General features: G+C 66.7%; 20 protein-coding genes. 5 read left to right on the top strand and 15 right to left on the bottom strand.

What is annotated here, in order from left to right:
• Nucleotides 1–75: 75 nt before the first annotated feature.
• From ACXYMR_RS10525 to ACXYMR_RS10490, 8 genes are all read right to left on the bottom strand, one after another.
• Nucleotides 76–588: a curlin-associated protein gene (locus ACXYMR_RS10525; RefSeq protein WP_458942820.1), complete on the bottom strand. Its 513-nt coding sequence runs from the start codon at nucleotides 586–588 to the stop codon at nucleotides 76–78.
• A 145-nt stretch (nucleotides 589–733) separates the two neighbouring features.
• Nucleotides 734–1,630: a hypothetical protein gene (locus ACXYMR_RS10520; RefSeq protein ID WP_458942819.1), complete on the bottom strand. Its 897-nt coding sequence runs from the start codon at nucleotides 1,628–1,630 to the stop codon at nucleotides 734–736.
• 106 nt (nucleotides 1,631–1,736) lie between these two features.
• On the bottom strand, nucleotides 1,737–2,507 hold the full coding sequence (locus ACXYMR_RS10515) for a cell wall hydrolase (RefSeq protein ID WP_458942818.1): 771 nt from the start codon (nucleotides 2,505–2,507) through the stop codon (nucleotides 1,737–1,739).
• 213 nt (nucleotides 2,508–2,720) lie between these two features.
• Complete coding sequence (gene ppdK, locus ACXYMR_RS10510; RefSeq protein WP_458942817.1) at nucleotides 2,721–5,393, bottom strand: pyruvate, phosphate dikinase; 2,673 nt, start codon at nucleotides 5,391–5,393, stop codon at nucleotides 2,721–2,723.
• Nucleotides 5,394–5,404: 11 nt separating this feature from the next.
• Nucleotides 5,405–7,441: a glycine--tRNA ligase subunit beta gene (gene glyS / locus ACXYMR_RS10505; RefSeq protein WP_458942816.1), complete on the bottom strand. Its 2,037-nt coding sequence runs from the start codon at nucleotides 7,439–7,441 to the stop codon at nucleotides 5,405–5,407.
• Between the two features lie 39 nt (nucleotides 7,442–7,480).
• Nucleotides 7,481–7,942: a GFA family protein gene (locus ACXYMR_RS10500; RefSeq protein ID WP_458942815.1), complete on the bottom strand. Its 462-nt coding sequence runs from the start codon at nucleotides 7,940–7,942 to the stop codon at nucleotides 7,481–7,483.
• Nucleotides 7,943–8,258: 316 nt separating this feature from the next.
• Nucleotides 8,259–9,152: a glycine--tRNA ligase subunit alpha gene (locus tag ACXYMR_RS10495; RefSeq protein ID WP_458942814.1), complete on the bottom strand. Its 894-nt coding sequence runs from the start codon at nucleotides 9,150–9,152 to the stop codon at nucleotides 8,259–8,261.
• Nucleotides 9,153–9,222: 70 nt separating this feature from the next.
• Complete coding sequence (locus ACXYMR_RS10490) at nucleotides 9,223–9,390, bottom strand: hypothetical protein (RefSeq protein WP_458942813.1); 168 nt, start codon at nucleotides 9,388–9,390, stop codon at nucleotides 9,223–9,225.
• Between the two features lie 160 nt (nucleotides 9,391–9,550).
• Between ACXYMR_RS10490 and ACXYMR_RS10485 the strand changes: the two genes are divergently transcribed.
• Entirely contained in the window at nucleotides 9,551–9,931 is a 381-nt protein-coding gene (locus tag ACXYMR_RS10485) for a hypothetical protein (RefSeq protein WP_458942812.1), read from the top strand.
• Nucleotides 9,932–9,947: 16 nt separating this feature from the next.
• Here the strand turns inward: ACXYMR_RS10485 and ACXYMR_RS10480 are convergent, their stop codons facing one another.
• Together ACXYMR_RS10480 and ACXYMR_RS10475 are read right to left on the bottom strand one after the other, a co-directional pair.
• Nucleotides 9,948–10,676: a tRNA1(Val) (adenine(37)-N6)-methyltransferase gene (locus ACXYMR_RS10480; protein WP_458942811.1), complete on the bottom strand. Its 729-nt coding sequence runs from the start codon at nucleotides 10,674–10,676 to the stop codon at nucleotides 9,948–9,950.
• Nucleotides 10,663–10,905, bottom strand: a complete 243-nt coding sequence (locus ACXYMR_RS10475) for a putative signal transducing protein (RefSeq protein ID WP_458942810.1) — start codon at nucleotides 10,903–10,905, stop codon at nucleotides 10,663–10,665. Before ACXYMR_RS10475 ends, ACXYMR_RS10480 begins: the two co-directional genes overlap by 14 nt.
• A gap of 251 nt (nucleotides 10,906–11,156) precedes the next feature.
• Between ACXYMR_RS10475 and ACXYMR_RS10470 the strand changes: the two genes are divergently transcribed.
• Nucleotides 11,157–12,092, top strand: coding sequence for a polyprenyl synthetase family protein (locus ACXYMR_RS10470; RefSeq protein WP_458942910.1), 936 nt, complete (start codon nucleotides 11,157–11,159; stop codon nucleotides 12,090–12,092).
• 6 nt (nucleotides 12,093–12,098) lie between these two features.
• On the opposite strand, the gene ACXYMR_RS10465 is transcribed toward ACXYMR_RS10470, so the two are convergent.
• The 4 genes from ACXYMR_RS10465 to ACXYMR_RS10450 are packed head-to-tail and all read right to left on the bottom strand — an operon-like array spanning nucleotide 12,099 to nucleotide 17,469.
• Nucleotides 12,099–13,112, bottom strand: a complete 1,014-nt coding sequence (locus tag ACXYMR_RS10465) for an MraY family glycosyltransferase (protein ID WP_458942809.1) — start codon at nucleotides 13,110–13,112, stop codon at nucleotides 12,099–12,101.
• The gene (locus tag ACXYMR_RS10460) at nucleotides 13,112–13,978 is read right to left on the bottom strand and encodes a 4-(cytidine 5'-diphospho)-2-C-methyl-D-erythritol kinase (RefSeq protein WP_458942808.1); all 867 of its coding nucleotides are present in this window, start codon (nucleotides 13,976–13,978) and stop codon (nucleotides 13,112–13,114) included. The genes ACXYMR_RS10465 and ACXYMR_RS10460 overlap by 1 nt, the downstream gene beginning before the upstream one ends.
• Nucleotides 13,975–15,744, bottom strand: coding sequence for a tetratricopeptide repeat protein (locus ACXYMR_RS10455; protein WP_458942807.1), 1,770 nt, complete (start codon nucleotides 15,742–15,744; stop codon nucleotides 13,975–13,977). The genes ACXYMR_RS10460 and ACXYMR_RS10455 overlap by 4 nt, the downstream gene beginning before the upstream one ends.
• 54 nt (nucleotides 15,745–15,798) lie before the next feature.
• A complete protein-coding gene (locus ACXYMR_RS10450) occupies nucleotides 15,799–17,469 on the bottom strand; it encodes an electron transfer flavoprotein-ubiquinone oxidoreductase (RefSeq protein WP_458942806.1) in 1,671 nt (556 codons plus the stop codon).
• A gap of 175 nt (nucleotides 17,470–17,644) precedes the next feature.
• Here ACXYMR_RS10450 and ACXYMR_RS10445 point away from each other — a divergent pair, with 175 nt between their 5' ends.
• Together ACXYMR_RS10445 and ACXYMR_RS10440 are read left to right on the top strand one after the other, a co-directional pair.
• Nucleotides 17,645–18,472, top strand: coding sequence for a uracil-DNA glycosylase (locus tag ACXYMR_RS10445; RefSeq protein ID WP_458942805.1), 828 nt, complete (start codon nucleotides 17,645–17,647; stop codon nucleotides 18,470–18,472).
• 104 nt (nucleotides 18,473–18,576) lie between these two features.
• On the top strand, nucleotides 18,577–19,725 hold the full coding sequence (locus ACXYMR_RS10440) for a PA0069 family radical SAM protein (protein ID WP_458942804.1): 1,149 nt from the start codon (nucleotides 18,577–18,579) through the stop codon (nucleotides 19,723–19,725).
• Nucleotides 19,726–19,824: 99 nt separating this feature from the next.
• On the opposite strand, the gene ACXYMR_RS10435 is transcribed toward ACXYMR_RS10440, so the two are convergent.
• On the bottom strand, nucleotides 19,825–22,263 hold the full coding sequence (locus ACXYMR_RS10435) for a bifunctional diguanylate cyclase/phosphodiesterase (protein ID WP_458942803.1): 2,439 nt from the start codon (nucleotides 22,261–22,263) through the stop codon (nucleotides 19,825–19,827).
• A gap of 23 nt (nucleotides 22,264–22,286) precedes the next feature.
• Here ACXYMR_RS10435 and ACXYMR_RS10430 point away from each other — a divergent pair, with 23 nt between their 5' ends.
• Nucleotides 22,287–22,928, top strand: a complete 642-nt coding sequence (locus ACXYMR_RS10430; protein WP_458942802.1) for a ribonuclease HII — start codon at nucleotides 22,287–22,289, stop codon at nucleotides 22,926–22,928.
• The last annotated feature ends 41 nt before the right edge of the window (nucleotides 22,929–22,969 follow it).

Here is a 22,969-nt window from a genome sequence, read left to right as displayed (position 1 = left end):
CTGCCGCAAGGCAGGCCCGGCCGGTTCGCGGACGCCGGTCAGGCCGGGACTTGGCCCCGGCCATGCCGCAGGCTGTTAGTGGCTGCCCTGGATGATCAAGGAGACATTGCCCTTGCCGGTCTGGCTGACATTGGCGTTCTGGCCATTGCCGACCTGGATCACGCCGACCGCGTTGTCCGAACCGATCTGCGAGGTCAGGGCCGTATTGTTGCGACCCATCTGGGCGATGCCGGAAATGTTGCGGTTGCCCGTCTGCACGGCGGTACCGACATTGTTGTAGCCGCGCTGGCCGATGACGGCGTCATTGCGACGGCCGTACTGATCGACATAGGCGTCGTTGTACCGGCCCTGCTGTGCCACCGTGGTGCCGTTGCGCGCACCGTCCTGGATCACCTGCACGACCTGCAGGTCACCGCGCTGCTCGACAACCATGCGATGACGGTGGCCGATCTGGCGCCCCGCCAGCTGGTTTTCATAGCCGTGCTGAGCCACGCTGACGCGGTTGCGGTTCTGGGCATCCGCGGCACCGACCGTGCCGAGGACTGAAATCGCCGCGAGGGCGCCTGCGATGAAGAAACGAGTATTCATCCTGTGAACTCCTGTTTGCAAGGTCGACGCCCGATGCATCAAGACCGTGAAACAGGTTCTAGGAAATATCGTATGAGCCGTTCCTGATCGCCGTATTCATGTGGCCTTCATTTGCCGAAGGCGGGCGAATACAGGGCGCTGCGCCTCAGGCGCGGCGCGCCATCGCGGGGGCCTGTTCGGCCGCCGCATTCGCGTCGGGCAAGACGACACTGGCCTCGACAGTATTGCCGATGCCCAGCCAGGAGACCTGCGAAAACCCGAGGGCGCGGGCCATCTTGATGCCCTTGCCGCGATATCCAGCCCCGGCCGGGTTGGCCATTTCCGCGGTTTCCGCATCAATGCCCTCGCCGTCATCCTGGATGATGAAGGAGATCAGCCGGCCGCCGCGGCGGAACCGCAGCTTGACCCGGCGCTGGATGAAATCGGGCTCGTCCATGCGCTTGGCCAGCTTGCGCGACCAGTTGCCCTCGGCCAGCCCCTTGGCCTTTTCCGTGGCGTCGAACTGCAGATTGCCGTGCTCGATGGAATTGGCCAGCAGCACGTAGAGACCGACCGTGATCGCCGCCGGCTGCGGGCAGGAGCGCCCCAGAAACATGGCGATGTCGCTCGCCTCGGCCAAGGTGCGAAGGGAAAACTCGGCATCGCTCAGGGTCTTCAGCGCACCATTGCCGACATCCTGCGAGGCGGGGATTGCCATCTCGTAGCGACGCAGGGCGCGCACGCCCTCGACCGCATTGGCCAGCGTGCCCGCATCAATGTCGTGATTGAGGACGATATCGGCACCGGAACGTTGGGCACCGGCGGTCACCAGGATGGATTTCTGGTTTTCGGCAGCATTGGCGCGGGCATCGGCGATGCGCGCCTTGTGCCTGTCATCGGCCAGGACCAGCGCCACCGGGCCCTCATCATCCATGGTCGGGCCCATATAGACCGTCATGCCCATGCCCTTGGCCAGCGCCCGTGACAGGACGCGCGTCCGGTTGCTGTCTGCCATACACAGCCAGATGCGGTCAGCCGCTTGCCCGAGGGAAGGATCGGTCATGAAGTCTCCGGGTCATGCACGGGCGGAAGCCCGACACTCCGACCATGCCGGAATATCCTTAACAGGGATTATCCATGACGCCACCGGATGTCCGACCGGGAGCGGATCAGGCGTCGCGCTGGCGAACCACGCCGGCGTCGCGCTCGCGGCGTGTCGGAAAGCGGTAGAAGATGTGGGTACCGATGCGTCGCGTCCGGACCAGGCCGCTGTTCCAGACCGGGTCGACGGCCACCGTGTGGTAGTGCGTGGCGCGGCGGGTGACGTCGCGACCGAAGCCCATGAAGGCGTGCTCGGCGATCTGGCGCGAGCGCTCCCAGGAGCGGCCACGCGGACGGCGCTCGGCGGAGCCGTCGCAGGTAAAGGAGAACTGGCAGCCGGTGGTGCGGTGGGAGCCTTCATAGACAACGCCGCAAATGCTGTCGGGATAGGCGCCATGCCGCACCCGGTTCATGATCACCTGGGCCACGGCGAGCTGGCCGACAATGCTTTCCGAACGCGCTTCGTAATAGATGGCGCGGGCCAGGCAGTCGACTTCGGAATTGAGACCTTCCGCTGTCTCGAAGTGGGAATTGTCAAAGGTGCGAAGGTCGTCGAGCGGACGGGCCGTCACAACGGCGCCCACTTCGCGGTCGGCTTCCAGTCGGATCGACGCAATGGCGATCTGGTCGGGGAGCTCGGCACCGGCGGATTCGGCTTCCATCTGTCCGAGATAGCGGCTGGCGAGGCGGCTCCATTCGAGCGTCTCATCCTGCTCGCGAGCGCGCTGGGATGCTAGGTTGAGCGCCAGAATGGTCAGGGCGCACAGGACAAGAGTCGCCAACATTTGCAGCGCGGTCGCGACCTGCTTTTGCTGGCTTTTGGCCTCGTCCAAATTCATCCGGTCCATCCGAAAAAGCGAGTGGGGTGAATCACTCTGCCTGTCACCTGATTAGCATGATCCGCCCGAAGACGGCCTCATCAAAAATTAGCGCGCCTCTCTATGTGAGGCCCGGGCCCGGGTCAAGCCGGGACGGGATTACAGACAGAGACTGGCCCGGCAAGGAGTGCAATTGCCGGGCCAGATTCGCGTCTCAGGCGTGTCGGTCGCGTGCTAGAGCGTGCGGCGCAGGCGGGCCTGAGCGGCGGCCAGGCGCGCGATCGGCACCCGGAAGGGCGAGCACGAGACGTAGTCGAGACCGGTTTCCTCACAGAAATCAATGGACGCCGGATCGCCACCATGCTCGCCGCAGATCCCCAGCTTGAGATCGCTGCGGGTGGCCCGGCCGCGTTCGGCGGCGATGCGGACGAGGTCCCCGACGCCTTCCTTGTCGAGGGTCACGAAGGGATCCTTCTCAAGGATTCCCGCTTCGAGATAGTCACCGAGGAACTTGCCTGCATCATCGCGGGACAGGCCGAAAGTTGTCTGGGTCAGGTCATTGGTGCCGAAGGAGAAGAATTCGGCATCGCGGGCGATCTGGCCGGCCAGCAGGGCGGCGCGGGGCAGCTCGATCATGGTGCCGATGAGGTAGACCGGCTTGGTGCCGCTCTCCTCGGCCACGGCCTTGGCGACACCGGCGACGCGGGCCTTGAGAATGGCCAGCTCGGCCGGGCTGGCGACCAGCGGGATCATCACTTCGGCCAGCGGCTGGAAGCCGGTTTCCTTGTGCACGATGACCTGGGCCTCGAAGATGGCCCGGGCCTGCATCTCGTAGATCTCCGGGAAGGTGATGCCGAGACGGCAGCCGCGATGGCCGAGCATCGGGTTGGTCTCGGCCAGTTCCTGGGCGCGCGCCATGAGCTGGTCAGCCGGCAGTCCGGTCGCCGAAGCGACATCGCGGACATCGTCCTCATTGTGCGGCAGGAATTCGTGCAGCGGCGGGTCGAGCAGGCGGATGGTGCAGGGCCGCTCGCCCATGATGCGGAAGATATGGGCAAAGTCGTCGCGCTGCATGGGCAGGATCTTGTCGAGCGCGGTGACCCGGCCGTCCTGATCATTGGACAGGATCATCTCGCGCACGGCGGCGATGCGGTCGGCGTCAAAGAACATGTGCTCGGTGCGGCACAGGCCGATGCCCTCGGCACCGAAATCGACGGCAGTCTGGCAGTCGGCGGGGGTTTCCGCATTGGTGCGCACCTTCATGCGCCGGCCCTTGTCGGCCCACACCATGAGCTTGCCGAAATCGCCGGTCAGTTCCGGCTTGATCATGTCCGCCTCGCCCATCAGCACCTGGCCGGTGGCCCCGTCAATGGTGATGGTGTCGCCATCCTTGACGGTGCGGCGGCCGACCACGAACTGCTTGTTGGCATAGTCGATCTTGATGGCGCCGACGCCGGACACGCAGGGCCGGCCCATGCCGCGCGCCACCACGGCAGCGTGCGAGGTCATGCCGCCGCGGGCGGTGACGATACCTTCCGCCGCGTGCATGCCGTGAATGTCTTCCGGCGAGGTCTCGATGCGAACCAGGATGACCTTCTCGCCGCTCTTGCGCCGTTCCTCGGCCTCGTCGCTGTCGAACACCACCTTGCCGCAGGCGGCGCCGGGCGAGGCCGGCAGGCCGGTGGCCAGGATGTCGCGCTCGGCGTCCGGGTCGAGGGTCGGGTGCAAGAGCTGGTCGAGCTGGGCCGGGTCGACGCGCATCACCGCCTCGTCGGTGCTGATCAGGCCCTCATCGGCCATGTCGACGGCGATCTTCAGCGCCGCCTTGGCGGTGCGCTTGCCGTTGCGGGTCTGCAGCATCCACAGGCGGCCGCGCTCGACGGTGAACTCGATGTCCTGCATGTCGCGGTAGTGGCGCTCGAGCTTGTCGAACACCGCCGCCAGCTCCCTGTAGCTGTCCGGCAGGGCCGCTTCCATCGACGGCGACGGGTCGCCCATCTTTGTCCGCATGGCCTCGGTCAGGCATTGCGGGGTGCGGATGCCGGCGACCACGTCCTCGCCCTGGGCATTGACCAGGAATTCGCCGTAATAGCCGCTCTCGCCGGTCGACGGGTCACGCGTGAAGGCGACGCCGGTGGCCGAGGTCTCGCCCATGTTACCGAACACCATGGCCTGGATGTTGACCGCGGTGCCCCAGCTGGCCGGGATGTCGTGCAGGCGGCGATAGGTCTTGGCGCGATTGTTCATCCAGCTGGCGAACACGGCGCCGATGGCGCCCCACAGCTGTTCGCGCGGATCGGTCGGGAAAGGACGCCCCAGGGCCTGCGAAGCGGCCTGCTTGTATTCGGCGGTGATCTGCTCCCAGTCCTCGGCCGAAAGCTCGGTGTCGAGCTGGTAGTCATTGTCGTCCTTGAAGGCGTCCAGGATGTCCTCGAAGATCGAGTGGTCGATGTCGAGCACGACGTCGGAATACATCTGGATGAAGCGGCGATAGCTGTCATAGGCAAAGCGCCGGTCGCCGGACAGCCGGGCCAGGCCCTCGGCGGTCTCGTCGTTGAGGCCGAGATTGAGCACCGTGTCCATCATCCCCGGCATCGAGGCGCGGGCACCCGAGCGGACCGAAACGAGGAGCGGGTTTTCCGCATCGCCGAAGCGCTTGCCAGACGCCGTCTCCAGCTTGGCCAGGGCGGCCTCGACCTGCTCCTTGAGCCCGTCCGGATACTGCTTGCCATTGTCGTAATAGGCGTTGCACACGGCGGTGGTCAGGGTGAAGCCCGGCGGCACCGGCAGGCCCAGCTTGGCCATCTCGGCCAGATTGGCACCCTTGCCCCCGAGCAGGTTGCGCATGGAGCTGTCGCCCTCACTGTCGGCGGCTTCGAAGGCGTAAACCCACTTGGTCTCGGTCATCGGATAGGTCCCTAACCAGAAATGCGGTCGAAATCGGCGACGGCACGAAGCGCCGTGCGAATGCCGGACAATAGGAAAAGTCGGTTGCGACGCAAGGCGGGGTCGTCGGCATTCACCGTGACCTGCTCGAAAAACGCGTCGATCGGGGCGCGCAGGGCGGCCAGGGCTGTCATGGCGGCTTCGAAATCCTCGCCGACCAGCGCCTGCTCGGCCGCGTGCCGGGCCGTGTTCATGGCGATGATGAGGGCGCGTTCCTCGTCCTGCGGCGGGCTGGCGAGATAGGCGGTACCAGGCTCGCCGTCGAAGGCCCCCTCCCCGTCCTTCTTTTCCTCGGCGCGCACGATGTTGGAGGCGCGGTTATAGCCGGCCAGCAGGGCGGCACCGTCCTCGGTGTCGAGAAAGGCCTGCAGGGCGCGGGCCTTGGCGGTCACACGCACGAGGTCGTCATCGCCGAGCGCGAACACCGCGTCGATCACGTCGTGGCGGATGCCTTCGTCGCGGAGGTGGACCTTCAGGCGGTCGGCGAAGAAGGCGAGGAGGTCGGCCTCAGCCCGCTCCTTCAGGGGCAAGCGTAGCCCACCGTCTAGCAAAATCCGGATCACCCCCAGCGCGGCGCGGCGAAGGGCAAATGGGTCTTTTGACCCGGTCGGCTTCTCGTCGATGGCCCAGAAGCCGACCAGCGTGTCGATCTTGTCCGCCAGCGCCACCGCCGCCGAGACCGGCTCGGTCGGCACCTCGTCGGACGGGCCCTGCGGCTTGTAGTGGGCCTTGATGGCGTCGGCGACCTCAGCCGGCTCGCCCTGTTCCAGCGCGTAATAGCGGCCCATGGCGCCCTGCAGCTCGGGGAATTCGTAGACCATCTCGGAGACCAGGTCGGCCTTGGCGAGGCGGGCGGCCTTTTCGGCGAGGTCGGGGTCGGCGCCAACGACGGGGGCGAGCTCGCGGGCCAGGGCGGCGACGCGGTCAACCTTGTCGGCGACCGTGCCGAGCTTTTCGTGGAAGGTGATCTTGGACAGCTCGCCCGCCATCTGACTGAGCGGCGTCTTGCGGTCATTGTCCCAGAAGTGCCTAGCGTCGGACAGGCGCGCCGAGAGGACGCGGGCATTGCCGGCGGCGATCGCCTTGCCGCCGTCCGGCGCGGCCTGGTTGGCGATGACGACGAAATGCGGCGCCAGACCATGTTCGCCCGGGCGCTTCACGGCGAAGTATTTCTGGTGCGTCTTCATGGTCAGGGTGACCACTTCCGGCGGCAGGTCGAGGAAGGTCGGGTCCATGTCGCCGAGGATCGGCACCGGCCATTCGACGAGGCCGGCGACCTCGGTCAGCAGGCCCTGATCCTCGACCAGTTCGAGGCCGGCCTGTTTGCAGACGTCTCGGGCGCCCTCGAGGATGATCGTCTCGCGCTCCTTGCGGCTCTCCACAACGAAGCCCTGTGTCCGCAGCGTCTTCGTGTAGTCGGCATAATCGCGCACCTCGAACGGTCCGGGCCCGTGCCGGCGGTGGCCTTCGGTGATGTTGGACGCCTTGATGCCGAACACCTCGACATCGACGACTTCACCATCGAACAGGCAGAGCAGGCGCTGCAGCGGGCGCACCCAGCGCTGCTGCCTGTCGCCCTCGCCGAACTTCATCGATTTTGGCCAGGGGAAGGCCCTGATGACCTCCGGAATGGCCTCGGCGATCACGTCGGCGGTGGCGCGGCCCGGCTTTTCGATGATGGCGACCCAGAAGGCGCCCTTCTTGTCCTCGCGCTGCTCGCAGGCGTCCAGACTGTCCAGCCCGGCGCCGCGCAGGAAGCCCTCGACGGCCTTGTCCGGCGCGCCGACGCGCGGCCCCTTGCGTTCCTCGCGGACGTCCGCGGTTTTTGTCGGCAGGCCGTCGATGACCATACCGAGGCGGCGCGGGCCGGCAAAGGTCTTCAGGTGATCCCATTCCAAGCCGACGGCCTTGAGCTTGTCGCCCAGCAGGCGCTCGAGATCCTGCTCGGCGCGCGGCTGCATGCGGGCCGGGATTTCCTCGCAGAAGATTTCAAACAGGAATTCGGACATGGGATCTCTTCGTGCTCGTCTTATGCGCGACCGGCGGAATCAGTCGGCGTGTTCCTGGTTGGCCCAGCGTTCCATCAGGGCGAAATAGCCGTCATCCGGCGCCTCGGCATAGATCAGATCATCGGCATGGAAGATCATCCAGCTCTGGGCCGACTTGACCCAGATATGTCCGACCGGGCGCAGGTCCTCGCGGGCATCCAGCGTGCCCGCCTTGACCGACAGGGAGGGTTTGCCCTCGGTGTCGTTGGCAATACGGGTACCGCAATGGCCGCAGAACTGGCCCATCTTGGTCTTCTTGCCGTCGGTGGCGATCTCGAACACGGCCATGCCGCCCTTGAGGATCCTGAAGCCGTCCCGCGGCACCAGCATGGACAGGCCGAAGGCCGAGGAGGACTGGAGCTGGCAATTGGCGCAATGGCAGGCGTAGAGGGTCAGCGGGTTTTCGGTGATCTCGTAGCGGACCTGGCCGCACTGGCAGCCGCCGCGCAGGGGGAGTTTCATGAGGTGTGTCCCCCGGTCAAAATTTTCGTGTCATCCCGGCCGCATGCCCCGCGAAGGCGGGGCGAAGGGCCGGGACCCATCATCCCGGTGCCCGGGGTGGCATACGCCTGCGGCTCAGCTGGCTGAAACCGGGCGTATGGGTCCCGGACTTCCGCCCGGCTCAAGGCCGGGCATCCATCCGGGATGACAGTCGCAAATGCATGGGAGCCCGGTGCCAGACAAGTCCAGCACCGGGATTCACCCGCTCCGTCTCGCCGCTGACGCGGCGATCCACCTCCCCCATCAAGGGGGAAGACCTGCAGCGTGCGAGAGGCCATCATTCCGCCGCCTCCCCCAGCGCCGCGCGTTCGGACGCGACCCAGGCATCGGCGCAGCCCTTGGCGAGGTCGCGGACGCGGGCGATCCAGCTGGCGCGCTCGGCCACCGAGATGGCGCCGCGGGCGTCGACCATGTTGAACAGGTGCGACGCCTTGAGGCAGAAATCATAGGCCGGCAGGGGCAGCGGCCTGTCGAGGGCGAGCAGCGCCTTGCACTGGTTTTCCGCGCCCTTGAACCAGTCGATCAGCATGTCGACATCGGCGTGTTCGAAATTGAATTCCGAGAACTGTTTCTCCTGTTCCAGGAAGACGTCGCCATAGCTCATGCCGGCGCCGTTGAAGTCGAGGTCGTAGACGTTCTCGACGCCCTGGACATACATGGCCAGGCGCTCGAGGCCGTAGGTCAGCTCGCCAGAGACCAGGTCAACGTCGAGGCCGCCGACCTGCTGGAAATAGGTAAACTGGCTGACTTCCATGCCGTCGCACCAGACTTCCCAGCCCAGCCCCCAGGCACCGACGGTAGGGTTTTCCCAGTCATCCTCGACGAAGCGCACATCGTGCAGGTCGCGGTCGATGCCGATGGCGTCGAGGGAACCCAGATAAAGCTCCTGGAGATTGTCCGGGCACGGCTTCAGGAGGACCTGAAACTGGTAGTAGTGCTGGAGCCGGTTGGGGTTCTCGCCGTAGCGGCCGTCGCCGGGGCGGCGCGAGGGCTGGACGTAGGCGGCCTTCCACGGACGCGGACCGAGCGAGCGCAGCGATGTCGCCGGGTGCAGCGTGCCGGCCCCGACCTCGACATCATAGGGCTGCAGGATGGCGCAGCCCTGGCTGGCCCAGTAGGCCTGCAAACGAAGGATCAGGTCCTGGAAGGACGGCGCTTTCTCGGCAGCCATGGCGATTGGGTCCGGGATATTTGAGCACAAAGAGAAATCGCGCGGACACTAGGCACATGTCAGCGCGCGATCAAGCACGCGAGTCGTCGTCTTGCCGCATTGCAGCATCACGCTCGAGCTGCGCCTCCACGACCCGCCGCGCCGCTTCAGCCGTGGCGTCGCGACGCTTGCGCTTGGCGCCGCGGAACATCAGCCAGATCAGGGCGGCGAGGACGATGAGCAGAACAGTAGCAAGCATTCCCTGTTGATAGCCTATCGGCGCGCCGAAAACAGGTCTCCTTGGCATGGCGAAGGCTGCAAGCCGCTGGCGCCAGAAAGGGGAGCACCAGTTGACTGTTTCTTGATGCAACCTAAATTCCAGATGTCATCATGTGCCGGGCGGAAGGCCTTGCTGCAGCATGCCCATTACCCACGACTTCAATGCCGAGGACAGCATCCTGATCTCCAGGGCCTTTGGCATGATCACGCCGCATGACGGGCTGGAATCGCATCGCCGCATCGCCGAATACGCCCGTGAAGTGCCCCACCTCAAACTGGTTGCCGACATGCGAAAGGCCGATGTCGCCGCCGATGCGGCGACTGTGGTGGAACTGATGAAGGCGTTCTACGACATTGTCGGCCGGGCCATCCCGGTCGCCTTCATTGTCCGCGACCAGCCGGAGGACCCCAATCCGGTGCTGGCCGAGACGCAGGCCTATATCGAGGGGGCCCGCCTGCGCTCCTTTTGCGATGAAGCCAGCGCCGTGGCCTGGCTCAAGGCCGGCGCGCCACGCGGCTAGGCGCACATTTCCAGGGTCAGTCCTTCCAGCTCAGGGGGCGCTCGCCCCGAAGCAGGGCTTGCGCCTCGGCGCTGTGGCTGTCGCCGTCGTGCAGCAGCAGCGGGGCCAGCAATTGCAACGGGCCACGTCCGCCGATGCGAGCCGTGACCAGGACCCGCTTGGCAGGCGTTCCCGCGCGCGGCGCCACCGGCTTGATCACCACACTGCCGAAACTGCGACGCAGCGCCGACAGGATGTCATCGAGCTTGTCGGCCCGGTGGATCATGGTGAGCCGTCCGCGCCCGGGCAGAACCCGCGCGGCGGCCCGGACCCAGACCGCCAGCGGCGCATCACCGGCCAGCCAGGCCGCCTGCTTTTCCGGCCGCGGCGGCCTCAGGCGCGACGGGTCGTCGAAGAATGGCGGGTTGAACACGACCTGGTCGGCCCGGAGCATGGGCGGCAGGTCGCCGATATCGGCGTCGAGGACACTCACCCGGTCGGCGCATGCATTGAGCGCCACATTGTCCCGCGCCAATGCCGCCGCGTCGACATCGCGTTCGACCCCGGTAAACCGGGTGCCCGGCAGGCGTCGAGCCGCGCACAGCATGACCGCACCGGGCCCGCAGCCGAACTCGACGACATGCTCCGCCGGACGCGCATCGAGCGCGGCCGCGAGCAGCACGGCATCCATGCCGGCCCGGTAGCCGTCCTTGGACTGACGCAGCAGGACCGAGCCGCCGAGCAGCCGGTCCTCAGTCGTGGTCACGGCTGGAGTCCTGCGCGTTGATCTCGTTGAGCGCTTCCTGGAGCAGACGAGCGGCCCGGGTGAAGTCATCATCGTCGACCATCAGCCGGTGATCGAAGAAGCCGGCCATGCCGGGATACATGGACGACATGCCCTCATCGAGCACGAAGGCGGCGATACCGGCCTCGTCCAGCACCGCGCGGGCAAAGGACAGACGAACCGGATCGGCCGTGCGCATGACTTCTTTCATTCCGCTCTCCCCCGCAAAGCGAGCCCGTGCCCGGACCTGTGACAATCGCGCGGTCACAGGCCTGTGCTGTTTCGTCACCGCGCCGGCCGCTTGCCGCGCGCGGTTCGGATTTCTATTGTCACGCACAATCGTGTGGCATCAAGAGGACAGCTGGCGTGGACAGCACCGTGAACGTCGAACCGGCCCTGGCTGTCCCGGCCGAGACTCCGCCGAACGCGGCCGAGCATCTGGCCACGCTGGCCTATGACGACATGCGGCGGGTCGATGCGCTCATCCTCGAGCGCCTGGACAGCCATGTCAGCCTGATCCCCGAACTGGCGCGCTACCTGATCGAAGCCGGTGGCAAGCGGGTGCGGCCGATGATCACCATCGCCGCTGCCAACATGCTCGGCGAGTGTGGCGAAGCGCCGGTGCGGCTGGCGGCCGCCGTCGAGTTCATCCACACCGCCACCCTGCTGCACGACGACGTGGTCGACGAGAGCGGCATGCGCCGCGGCAAGGTCGCGGCCAATCTGGTCTGGGGCAATGCGTCGAGCGTGCTGGTGGGAGATTTCCTGTTCGCCCGTTCCTTCTCGCTGATGGTCGAAGCCGGCTCGATGAAGGCTCTCGGGGTGCTGTCCGAGGCGGCCTCGACGATCGCTGAGGGCGAGGTCCGCCAGCTCTCCGCGGTGCAGGATACCGGCGTCAGCGTCGACACCTACATGCAGATCATCGACGCCAAGACGGCGGCGCTGTTCGCCGCTGCAGCGCAGGTCGCGGGCATTGTCGGTGACCGTCCGGAGGCCGAGGAAGAGGCCCTGCGCACCTATGGGCGCGAGCTCGGCCTGGCCTTCCAGCTGGTCGATGATGCGCTCGATTACGGCGGTGCGGCGGCCCAGCTCGGCAAGTCGGTCGGCGATGATTTCCGCGAGGGCAAGGTCACCCTGCCCGTCGCCCTGTCGATCGCGAAAGCCAGCGGCAAGGAAGCCGAATTCTGGGACCGCACGATCGGCCGCAAGGACCAGCGCAGCGATGATTTCGCCGAAGCGCTGGCGCACATGCAGCGCCACGGCGCCCTCGAGGCGACACTTGACGCCGCCCGCGAGCATGCCAACCGCGCCCGTTCCGCCCTGTCCGTGTTCGCCGACAACAAATGGCGAGCCGCGCTGGAGGACCTCGCCGAATTCGTGGTCGAACGCGCCTACTGAGCCCGCCTAGCGCCGAATCTCGATGCCGGCCGCCCGGGCGCGCTGGCGCACCGTGTTGTGGAACAGGGCGAAGGCCACCACGCCCAATCCCAGCATGGCCAGCTTGACCTCGATCGGTCCGAGATGTCCGGCCCAGGCCAGCAGGGCACAGACGACGCTCATGCCCAGCCACAGCGCTGCCACCCGGCGGTGGCTCCAGCCCAGGCGCAGCAGCAGCTGATAGGCGTGCGACCGGTGCGCCGACAGCACATTCTCGCCGGCCCGCAGCCGCGCCAGCAGGGTCAGCAGCGCGTCCTCCAGCATCGGCAGGACCAGAAGGGCGACGAGGTAGACACTGCCGCTGGGGGACTGGCGCACCCAGATCAGGCTGAGGCCGGCGAAGGCGACGGCGGCCCCCAGCGAGCCGACATCCCCCGAGAACACCATGCCGCGCGGGCGCCAGACCGGTGCGTTGAAAACGGCGAACCCGGCTAGTGCGGCGGCCAGCACGACGCATGCCCAGGCGGTGGCGCCCTCGCCCAGCCCCGCCATGGCCAGTGCGGCAGGCACCAGGCCGGCGGCCATCAACCCGTCCGAACCGTCCATGAAATTGACCGTGTTGGCGAAGGTGAAAACCCAAAGCGCCGAGCCGACCAGGCCGAGACTCCAGGGCAGGGCAAAACCGAGATCGGTGACCGGCCCGGCCATGGCGGCCAGGGCCAGGCCGAGCACCAGCAGGGCCACCAGCTTCACCCGCTCGCCCAAGGTCACCAGGTCGTCGACCAGGCCGAGACCGGCAGCGAGCGCGCTGCACACGACCACACCGGCCAGCGCCGCCATGGTCGCCGGGGCGGCCAGGGGCAGAATGGCGAGACCGGCGAAGAAGCCGGCGAGAATGCCCAGCCCGCCCCCGCGCGGTGTCGGAGCCGCATGGCTGGAGCGGCCATTGGGCATGTCGATCACGCCCGCCTGCAGGCTCATGCGGGCGATCAGGGCCGCGATCAGCAGCGCAAACACCGGCGCGAACAGGACGAGCCCCATCAGGACTGCCCTCGCGCCGGATCGGCGCCGAGCTCGACGGCGCGGGCGAATCCCGGATAGTCCGCGGCGATACGGGCCGCGCTGTGAGCATCGTCACACAGGGCAAAACAGCTCGCACCCGAACCGGTCATGCGGACCAGCCAGGTACCGTCCTGGGCATTGAGCCATTCCAGCGTGTCAGCAATACGCGGCTCCCGGGCAATCGCCGGCGCTTCCAGGTCATTGCCTTCCGCGTGCAGCCAGTCGATCAGGCCACCGCGCGCCCAGCCGCCATCGGTCAGCGCGCGCGGCTCACCGGCATCGTAGGTCTTGAACACGGGCCCGGTCGGCATGGCGATACCCGGATTGACGATCACGGCCGGCCAGGAGGGCACCCCGTCGAGGACCTCAATCCACTCGCCAATGCCGCGCATCCGCAGGGAGCGGGCGTAAATGCAGGCCGGCACGTCGGCGCCGAGCTCGAGACCGAGCTGGGCCAGCCGGTCGAGCGGCCAGTTGAGCCCCCACAGCCTGTTCAGGGCGCGCAGCGTGGCGGCGGCATCGCTCGATCCGCCGCCAAGACCGGCGGCAACCGGGATGTCCTTGTGCAGATGTATGATGGCGCCGTCCTCGAGGCGTGCCGCCGACTGCAAGGCCCGCGCGGCAGACAGCACCAGGTTGGATGCACCGGCGTCGAGCCCCCGGCTGGCTTCGCCGGACATCGACAGAAGCAGGCCCGGCCCGGACCGCACCCGCACCTCGTCGCCCCAGTCGGCAAACATGACCAGGCTGTCGAGGGGATGATAGCCGTCGTCCCGGGGCGGACCGACCCGCAGCGTCAGATTGACCTTGGCGGGTGCCAGGACCCGGATCTCGCCCGTACTCACGGCTCGCCAGCCTGTTCAGAACCCGTGGCGGAACCACGCGGGTCACCCATTGCCGGGGCTCCGGCCTGGAATTCGACTTCGGCGCCGGCTGCGGTCGCCGCCTCGGCGGGTGGGCGACCATGAGCGAGGCGATATTCCAGCGCCTCCAGCTGGTCGGGGCGCGGTGACATGTCCATGGCGCGGCGCCACTGGAAGCCCGCCTCAAGCCGTCGACCGACCTGCCAGTAGGCGTCACCCAAGTGCAGATTGGCAGCAACATTGCCGGGGTCGAGCTCGGTGGCGCGCTCCAGCTCCAGCACTGCCGTGTCGTAATCTCCCAACTGGTAGTGGGCCCAGCCCAGGCTGTCGATGAAATTGCCGTCTTCCGGGTCGAGCTCGGCCGCCCGCGCGATCATGCCAAAGGCGCGGTCGAGATTTTCGCCGCGCTCGATCCACAGATAGCCGAGATCATTGAGCAGGACCGCCTGGTCCGGCGCCTCCTCGAGCGCGGCGAGATACGCCGCCTCGGCACCCGGCCAGTCATCGGCATCAATCAGGCAAGCGGCGAGGAAGTAATACACGCGCCAGTCAACAGGCACACCGGCTGCCTGCCGGGTCGCGATGACCTGGCGATAGAGCTGGCGCGCCTCCTCGCACTGGCCCTGCACCCTCAGGAAATCAGCGAGAACGAGGCGCGCTTCGGGATCATCCTCTGCAGCCACCAGCCGACGGGCCGCCAGAGTGCCTTCCTCGAGGCGGGACAGCCGTCCCAGCAGCCAGATGCGGTCGATCTCGGCCGCCAGGTGATAGGGGCCGTCCTCGACCGCCGCATACTCGACCAGGGCCGCTTCCGGCAGCCGGATGCGCTGCAAGGTCTCGCCAAGCAACATGCGGGTCACTGCCAGGTCAGGGTCCAGACGCTGAGCCATGCGCAAATAGATGACAGAGAGGTCCATCTCGGCACTGGCGACGAGACTCGCCGCTGGTCCGAAGAGCGCCCGGGCGGCGAGCGCGGGGAGGCTCGGTCGCGGTGGTGCTCGGCGACCGGACTCCACTCTGTCGGCCGCGGCACGGACAGGTGCGTCATCCGGATGGTCCAGCAAATGGGCGCGGTACAACTCGCCGGCATCAACGCGGCGTCCACGGCGCTCGAGGAACTCGCCATACAAGAGGGTCGAGAAGCGCTGGAAGGGGCTGGCATAGGTCGCCGACCGGTAGGCCGCATCGGCTGCGTCGAAGCGGCCGGCATGATCGAGCATCAATGCCTTGTGGAGCCCGAGGTGGGACGCCAGGAAACCCGGCGCCGACATCGCTTCGGCCGCGCTCAGGGCCTCGTCGACACGTCCCTGCCCGACAAGCGCCCATTGATACAGAAAATCGGCCAGAAAGCGATTGAAGGCGCCGAAATGCGGTGCCTCGTCCAGCAGGGTCTCGGCGTCGCCATAGCGGCGCTCGGCCAGCTGGTCAGCCGCGAGATACAAAGTGGCCAGCCGACTCGGATCGCCGACGGCGACCGTGTCCGCCGCCAGATCGGCGGCCCGTGTCAGGTCGCCCGCCAGAACCGCCGTGATGAAGGCGCGATCGGTCAGGGTGACGTCGCCGGGGGCCCGCGCCAGGGCTTCGGCATAGAATTCCGCGGCCCGCCCGGCATCCCGGTTCACGCCGGCATAGCGGGCCGCCAGGAAAGCTCCATAGGGCGACGGGTCCGGCTCGGGAGTCAGGGTCGAGCAGGACGACAGGGCGGTTGCCGCCATCAGCACCGGCAGCGCACGGAACAATCTGGTCATGCCGCCATGCTCGCTCTCACCGGCAATCGACGCAAGCCTGCCGCTGCGGCTCGCCTACATGTTGGCATACATCGGCCCGCCGCCGCCCTCCGGGGTGGTCCAGTTGATGTTCTGGTTGGGGTCCTTGATGTCGCAGGTCTTGCAGTGGACACAGTTCTGGGCGTTGACCTGGAAGGTCATGGCGCCGGTTTTCTCGTCGGCCAGCCATTCATACACACCGGCCGGGCAGTAGCGCGCGGACGGGCCGGCGAAATCGCCGAGCTCGGAGGCTTCCTGGAGGGCCATGTCCTTGACCTTGAGGTGGACCGGCTGGTCTTCCTCGTGATTGGTGTTGGAGATGAACACCGAGGACAGCTTGTCGAAAGTGAGCACGCCGTCCGGCTTGGGATAGTCGATCTTCTTGTGCTTGGAAGCCGGCTCGAGGCTTTCCGCATCGGTCTTGCCGTGACCGAGCGTGCCAAAAGGCGAACCCCCGAAAATCGTGTTCATCCACATGTCGATCCCGCCTAGGGCGATGCCGAGCACGGTGCCGAACTTCGACCAGAGCGGCTTGGCATTGCGGACCCGCTTGAGGTCTTTGGCGACCCAGGAATTCTCGTAGGCAGACTGGTAGGCCACGGGCTCGTCGTGCTGTCGGCCATCCTGCAGCGCCTTGAACAGGCTTTCTGCGGCGAGCATGCCGGTCTTCATGGCGTTGTGGCTGCCCTTGATGCGCGGCACGTTGACGAAGCCGGCGGTGCAGCCGATGAGCGCGCCCCCGGGGAAGGTCAGCTTGGGCACCGACTGGAAGCCGCCCTCGGTGATGGCCCGGGCGCCATAGGACAGACGCTCGCCGCCTTCCAGCACGGAGGCAATGGAGGGGTGCGTCTTGAGACGCTGGAATTCCTCAAAGGGCGAGATGAAGGGATTCTTGTAGTTGAGGTGCACGACGAAGCCGATCGACACCAGATTGTCGCCCCAGTGATAGATGAAGGAGCCGCCGCCGGTGGAATTGTCGAGCGGCCAGCCCATGGTGTGGCTGACCTTGCCGGGCTTGTGGTTTTCCGGCTTCACGCGCCACAATTCCTTCAGACCGATGCCGAATTTCTGCGGCTCGCGGCCTTCGGAGAGATTGAATTTCTCGATCAGGCGCTTGCCCAGCGAACCGCGGGCGCCCTCGCCGATCAGGGTATACTTGGCGCGCAGTTCCATGCCCGGCTGGTAGCCATCCTTGTGGCCGCCATCCCGCGCCAGTCCGAAATCGCCGGTGACCACGCCCTTCACCGTATCGCCTTCCAGGATCAGGTCGGCGGCCGGGAAGCCCGGATAGATTTCCACGCCCAGCGCCTCGGCCTGCTCGCCCAGCCAGCGGCAGACATTCCCGAGAGACACCACATAGCAGCCGTGATTGCTCATCAGCGGCGGGAACAGGAAGGTCGGCAGGCTCATCGAGCCGGCTTCGCCGAGCACTTCGAAAACGTCCTTGGTGACCGGGTCATTGAACGGCGCGCCGCGGCTTTGCCAGTCGGGAAACAGCTCGTTGAGCGCCTTCGGATCGACCACGGCGCCGGACAGGATGTGGGCCCCGACCTCGGCGCCCTTCTCGAGCACGGCGATGGAAATTTCCGATCCCGATTCGACGGCCATCTGCTTGAGGCGGATGGCGGCGGACAGGCCGGCCGGACCCGCGCCGACAATGACGACGTCGTATTCCATGGATTCGCGTTCGATAGCGGCGTCGGTCATGTCTCGAGCTTCCTCTTCAGTCGGTCCAACAGCATAGCTGCGCTTGCAGGCTGTCGGTCTTAGCTTAGGATCATCCGTTCATCTAGCGCGTCACGGCGTGTCGGGCAAAATTATTACGTTAACGTGCACGTAAGGCATGACCGGACCCACTCTCTCCCACCACGACGAAAATGCCATGAAGGCCCTGCTGGGCTGGTGGGACGATATGGGCGTCGCGCTCGACGTGCCGGTGACGCGGCCGCGCCGGGCCCTGAGCCCGGCCAAACCACGCCCCGAACGGTCCTCTGCGACGGCTTCCGGCGCCCCGTCAGCCCCGACCGAAGCCCGCCGCACGGCCACCGCCGCCGCGGCCCGGGCCGCCGGCTTCGGCGAGGTGCGCCAGACCGGCCCCAGTGCTGCCAGCCTGGCTGAACAGGCGACAACACTGGACGCGCTCAAGGCCGCTATCGAAGGTTTCGATGGGTGCCCGCTGCGCAGCACTGCCCGCTCGACCGTGTTTGCCCGCGGCCGCCGCGATGCCCCGGTGATGGTCATCGGCGACGCTCCGGGCAAGGAGGATGACGCCGAGGGCATCCCCTTCCAGGGCGAGGCGGGGCGGCTGCTGGACCGCATGATGACCGCCATCGGACTGGGCCGCGATGATTTCTACGCGACCAACCTGCTCAACTGGCGACCGCCCGGAAACCGGGCCCCGACGGCCGAGGAAATCGCCCAGTGCCTGCCCTTCGCCCAGCGTCATGTCTCGCTCAAGGCGCCGCGGATCGTCGTTCTGCTCGGCGGACTGGCGGCCCGAAGCCTGCTCGGCCAGGACCACGGCATCGTGCGCCTGCGCGGCAAATGGCTTGATTATCCGACCGAGGCCGCGGCGATCGCGGGCAACCCGCCCGCCGCCCTTGCCCTCCACCACCCGTTGCACCTGCTGAAGCGTCCGGCTGACAAGAAGCTGGCCTGGCAGGACCTGCAGCTTCTGCAGACCCGGCTGCGCGAGCTGGAAACCCAGTAACCACTGGAACTTGTGCCCGTTTTCTCACACGAACGAGGTGATTTCTGGTTCCTCATACGCAATTTTGTTCTTGCTTTGTTCCGCATTTCTGTCATTATCTCCCCATGACCGAGCGCCCCAGCGGCTACGCCCAAATCGCCCCTCAGGAAGCCCCCTTGCCGGGTCGCCCCATCGCCCCGGGGTCCGGCAGCAAGGGCCGGGGCGCTCGGTCAAACCGGGCCGGCCGGTTCGAGGCTCAGACCCGCGAAGTGTTCGACGATGGCTGGGATGATGGCTGGGGTGACGGGGATGCGCGCCTGCCGCGCCGGGCGACGACCCTGCTCAAAGATGCATCGCGCTCCATCGTCTCGACGAACCAGTCGCCGGACATTTCCTTTGACCAGTCGATCAACCCCTACCGGGGCTGCGAGCATGGCTGCGTCTACTGCTATGCGCGGCCCAGCCATGCCTATTGGGGCTACTCGCCCGGGCTCGACTTCGAGACCGTGATCTTCAACAAGCCGGACGGGGCGGCGCTGCTCGAACAGCATTTCAACCGGCCCAGTTACCGGCCCCGGCCGATCATCATCGGGGCCAATACCGATGCCTGGCAACCGGTCGAGCGACGACTCGAGCGGACCCGCGCCATCCTCAAGGTGTTCCAGCGCTACAACCACCCGGTCTCCTTCATCACCAAGTCGGCCCTGGTCTTGCGCGATCTCGACATTCTCGGGCCGATGGCCCGGCGCGGCCTGGCCCGCGCGGCGGTCTCAGTGACCACCCTGGACCGCAAGCTGAGCCGCGACCTGGAACCGCGCGCCGCGGCCCCGCACCGGCGCCTGGAGACCGTGCACCAGCTCAGCCAGGCCGGGCTTCCGGTGACGGTGATGATGGCACCGATCATCCCCGCCCTCACCGATCACGAGATCGAGCCCCTGCTTGAGGCCGCCGCGACCGCCGGAGCGGTCAACGCCTCCTACGTCCTGTTGCGCCTGCCACTGGAGATCAAGGACCTGTTCCGCGAATGGCTGGCCGAGGCGCGGCCCGATGCCGCCGAGCGCGTGATGTCGCTGGTGCGCCAGATGCGCAACGGACAGGACTATGACGCCAACTGGTCGGTGCGCGGGCGCGGAACCGGTCCGCTCGCCCAGCTGATCGCGCAGCGCTTTCGCAAGGCCGTGAAGCGGTATGGTCTGGACCGGCCACGCTCCGAACCCGATTTCAGCCAGTTCCAGCGTCCGTTCGGCAACGCCGTCCAGCCGAGCCTGTTCTAGGATCTCGGGCGGGTTCGCCTGGATCGGTGGTGACAGTCGTGACGGCGGACCGATGCGGGTTGGGCAGGTCCCGGCCGCTATCATGGGCGATCGCGCGGTTCAGGCCTGTTGACGCCAGTCCGGGTCATCGGCGCCAGCCTCGCCATTCGCCGTCTCGGCGATCCGCCGGCACAGCTCGGCATGGTCGCGGCTGAAGCTCGCAAGCGCCCCGCGGCTCACCGGTCGCGACAGCAGGTAGCCCTGCATGACGAGATCGGGGTGGCCACCGAGGGCCGCCAGTTCCTCGAAGGTCTCGACGCCCTCCACCACGACCGCGATATCGAGCTGGCGCGCCAGGTCGATCGTGGCGCCGACGATAATGCGCGCTTCCGGATCATTCTGGATACCGGTGACAAAGGAGCGGTCGATCTTGATCTTGTCGAAGGGGAAGGCGCGCAGATAGCCGAGCGAGGAATAACCGGTGCCGAAATCGTCCAGCGACAGGCCGACGCCGAGACGCTTCAGCCCGTGCATGACCTCGCGGGCCCGGTCCTCGTCATCGATCAGCACCCCCTCGGTGATCTCGATCTCGAGCTGCGACGGGTCCAGGCCGGAGCGGGCCAGTGCCGCCTCGACCGTGCGCACCAGATTGCCCTGCTTGAACTGGGCCGGGCTGACATTGATCGCGACGTGCTGACCGTCGGGCCATTTGACCGCCTCGCGGCAGGCGTCCGCGATCACCCAGGCGCCCATCTTCAGGATCATGCCGGTCTCTTCGGCCACCTGGACGAACTCACCCGGCGATACCTGGCCGCGCTTGGGATGATGCCAGCGCAGGAGCGCTTCATAGCCGACCACCTCGCCCGAGCCCAGGCAGATCTGGGGCTGGAAGTTCAGGTCGAGCATCTCGTCCTCGATGGCGAGGGCAAGGTCGGCTTCGAGCATGCGCCGTTCCTGCATCAACAGACCGAGCTTGGGGTCGAATTCGGACAGGCGGTTGCGGCCCAGTCCCTTGGCCCGGTAGAGCGCCATGTCGGCCTGGTTCATCAGCCGGTCGATATCCTCGCCATCGAGCGGGAACACGGTCAGGCCGCCGGACGCGGAAACCTTGAGATCCAGCGAGCCGAGACGCACCGGTGAACCGATGGCATCAACCACGCGCTGGGCGGTCACGGCGGCGCTCTGGCGGCTTGCGACGTCGGGCAGGATGACGGCGAACTCGTCACCGCTCAGTCGAGCGGCGTAGGCCTCCTCCGGCAGGGCATTGATCAGGCGTTCGGACACTTCGCGCAACAAGTCGTCGCCAATGGCATGGCCGTGCACGTCATTGACTTCCTTGAAGCGGTCCAAATCAAAGAAGGCGACGCCGACCAGCGTATCGGTACGCCAGGCACGCGCCAACTCGCTCTCCAGCTTCTCGCGGAAGCGCAGGCGGTTGGGCAGGCTGGTCAGGGAGTCATGATGGGCCAGATGGGTGATGCGGGCGCGCGCCCGCTCCTCGACAGAGACGTCGCGGAAGGCAAAGACCTGCGCCGGCAGGCCGTCATACTCGATGTCCTTGCAGCGCACCTGGACCGTGATGTCGCTGCCGTCCCGGCAGCGCAGCTTCATGGTCAATGGCTGGAAATCGTCGAGCTGCACGGACTGGTCAGGACTGCTCGACTGCAGGGTCAGCTTGGAAAGCGGCATTCCGATGAGGTCCTCGCGGCCCAGCTTGAGCATGTCGCAAAAGCGCGAGTTCATGTCGCTCATCACACCGTCGCGCACCACGGCAAGTCCTTCGGACGTGGCGTCGGCGAGGGCCCGGAAGCGTTCGAGTTCAGCCTCGCGACGCGCGCCGAGCATGGCGTCGACGCCGGCCGCTCCAAGGCCTATGCCGGTGACCAGAACGACGCCGAGCGCGATGGCAATGAGAAGCAGGCGCGGCGACAGGCCGTCACCCTTGAACACCGAGCTGTCCGGCTCGATCTGCATCGCTCCCATGCCGACGAAATGCAGGCTGACCACCGCGAGGAGAAGCATGGCCGACCCGGCCAGCAAGCCGCGCTTGAAATTGAGGCGTTCGATCGCCAGCCCGGCCAGGCCGGCAAACTGCACGCCGAGCACAATAGCCGCGATGAGCATGCCGGCATCCCACTCGACCCGTCCGGCAAATCGCATTGCGGCCATGCCGGTGAAATGGATCAGCGCGATACCGCCGCCGATGATCATGCCACCGACTGCGCCACGATAGAGGTGACCGGCCCGCGCGGCGTAGGCCCAACCGCCAAGCGCAGCTCCGATGCCCAGCAGGAGGGATAACACCGTGCCGGGGATGCTATAGGTGAATTCAACCGTCGATTCGTAGGCCAGCATGGCCACGAAATGGGTCCCCCAGACCCCCGTTCCGGTGACCATCGCCGCGGTACCGAGCCAGGCCAGCTGGCGCAGACCGCGAGCATCCATGGCGCGTCGGGCGGTCGCCGTGGAGGCCAACGCGGTGAGCGCGCACAGGAGCAGAACAACGACGAGCAGGCGCGCGTCATGCTGTCCGGTCAAACTGTGGAATATATGAGACAAACGATCGCCCCGAGGAAACCCAATTGCCGCCGACAGTTCCAGAGAAAAACAAGCATCCCCTTAACGATGCTGCATTTTATGCCATCAAGGACCTGGCGGGCGTCGATGAAGCCGGACGTGGCCCGCTGGCGGGGCCGGTGGTCGCGGCCGCCGTCATTCTCGATCCGCAGCGACCGATTGATGGACTGGCGGATTCCAAGACCCTGAGGCTAGCCCGCCGCGAAACCCTGGCCGCCCAGATCCGTCGTTCGGCCTGGATCGGCGTAGGCATTGCCGAACCGACCGAGATCGACCGGCTCAACATCCTGCACGCCACCATGGCAGCGATGGCGCGGGCCGTGGCCCGGCTGCCGCGTCCGCCGGCGCATATCCTGGTCGACGGCAATCGCCTCCCGCCGGACCTGCCCTGCCCGGCCGAGGCCCTGATCAAGGGCGATGCCCGCATACCCGCCATTGCCGCGGCGTCCATCATCGCCAAAACGGTGCGCGACGGGCTGATGCAGGACGCCTCGTCGCGCTTTCCGGGTTACGGGTTCGACGGTCACAAGGGCTATCCCTGCCCGGCTCACAAGAGCTTCCTGCACGCCAGGGGACCGTGTGCCATCCACCGCCGCAGCTATGCGCCGGTCCGCGCGGCCCAGCGCCCGGCAGTGCCCGGAGACTGACCGGCCTGCACAAGAATGTGCATGGCTTAACCGCCCGTTAG

It is taken from the genome of Maricaulis sp. CAU 1757 (assembly GCF_054482675.1).
This window is presented reverse-complemented; position numbering and strand designations above follow the sequence as displayed.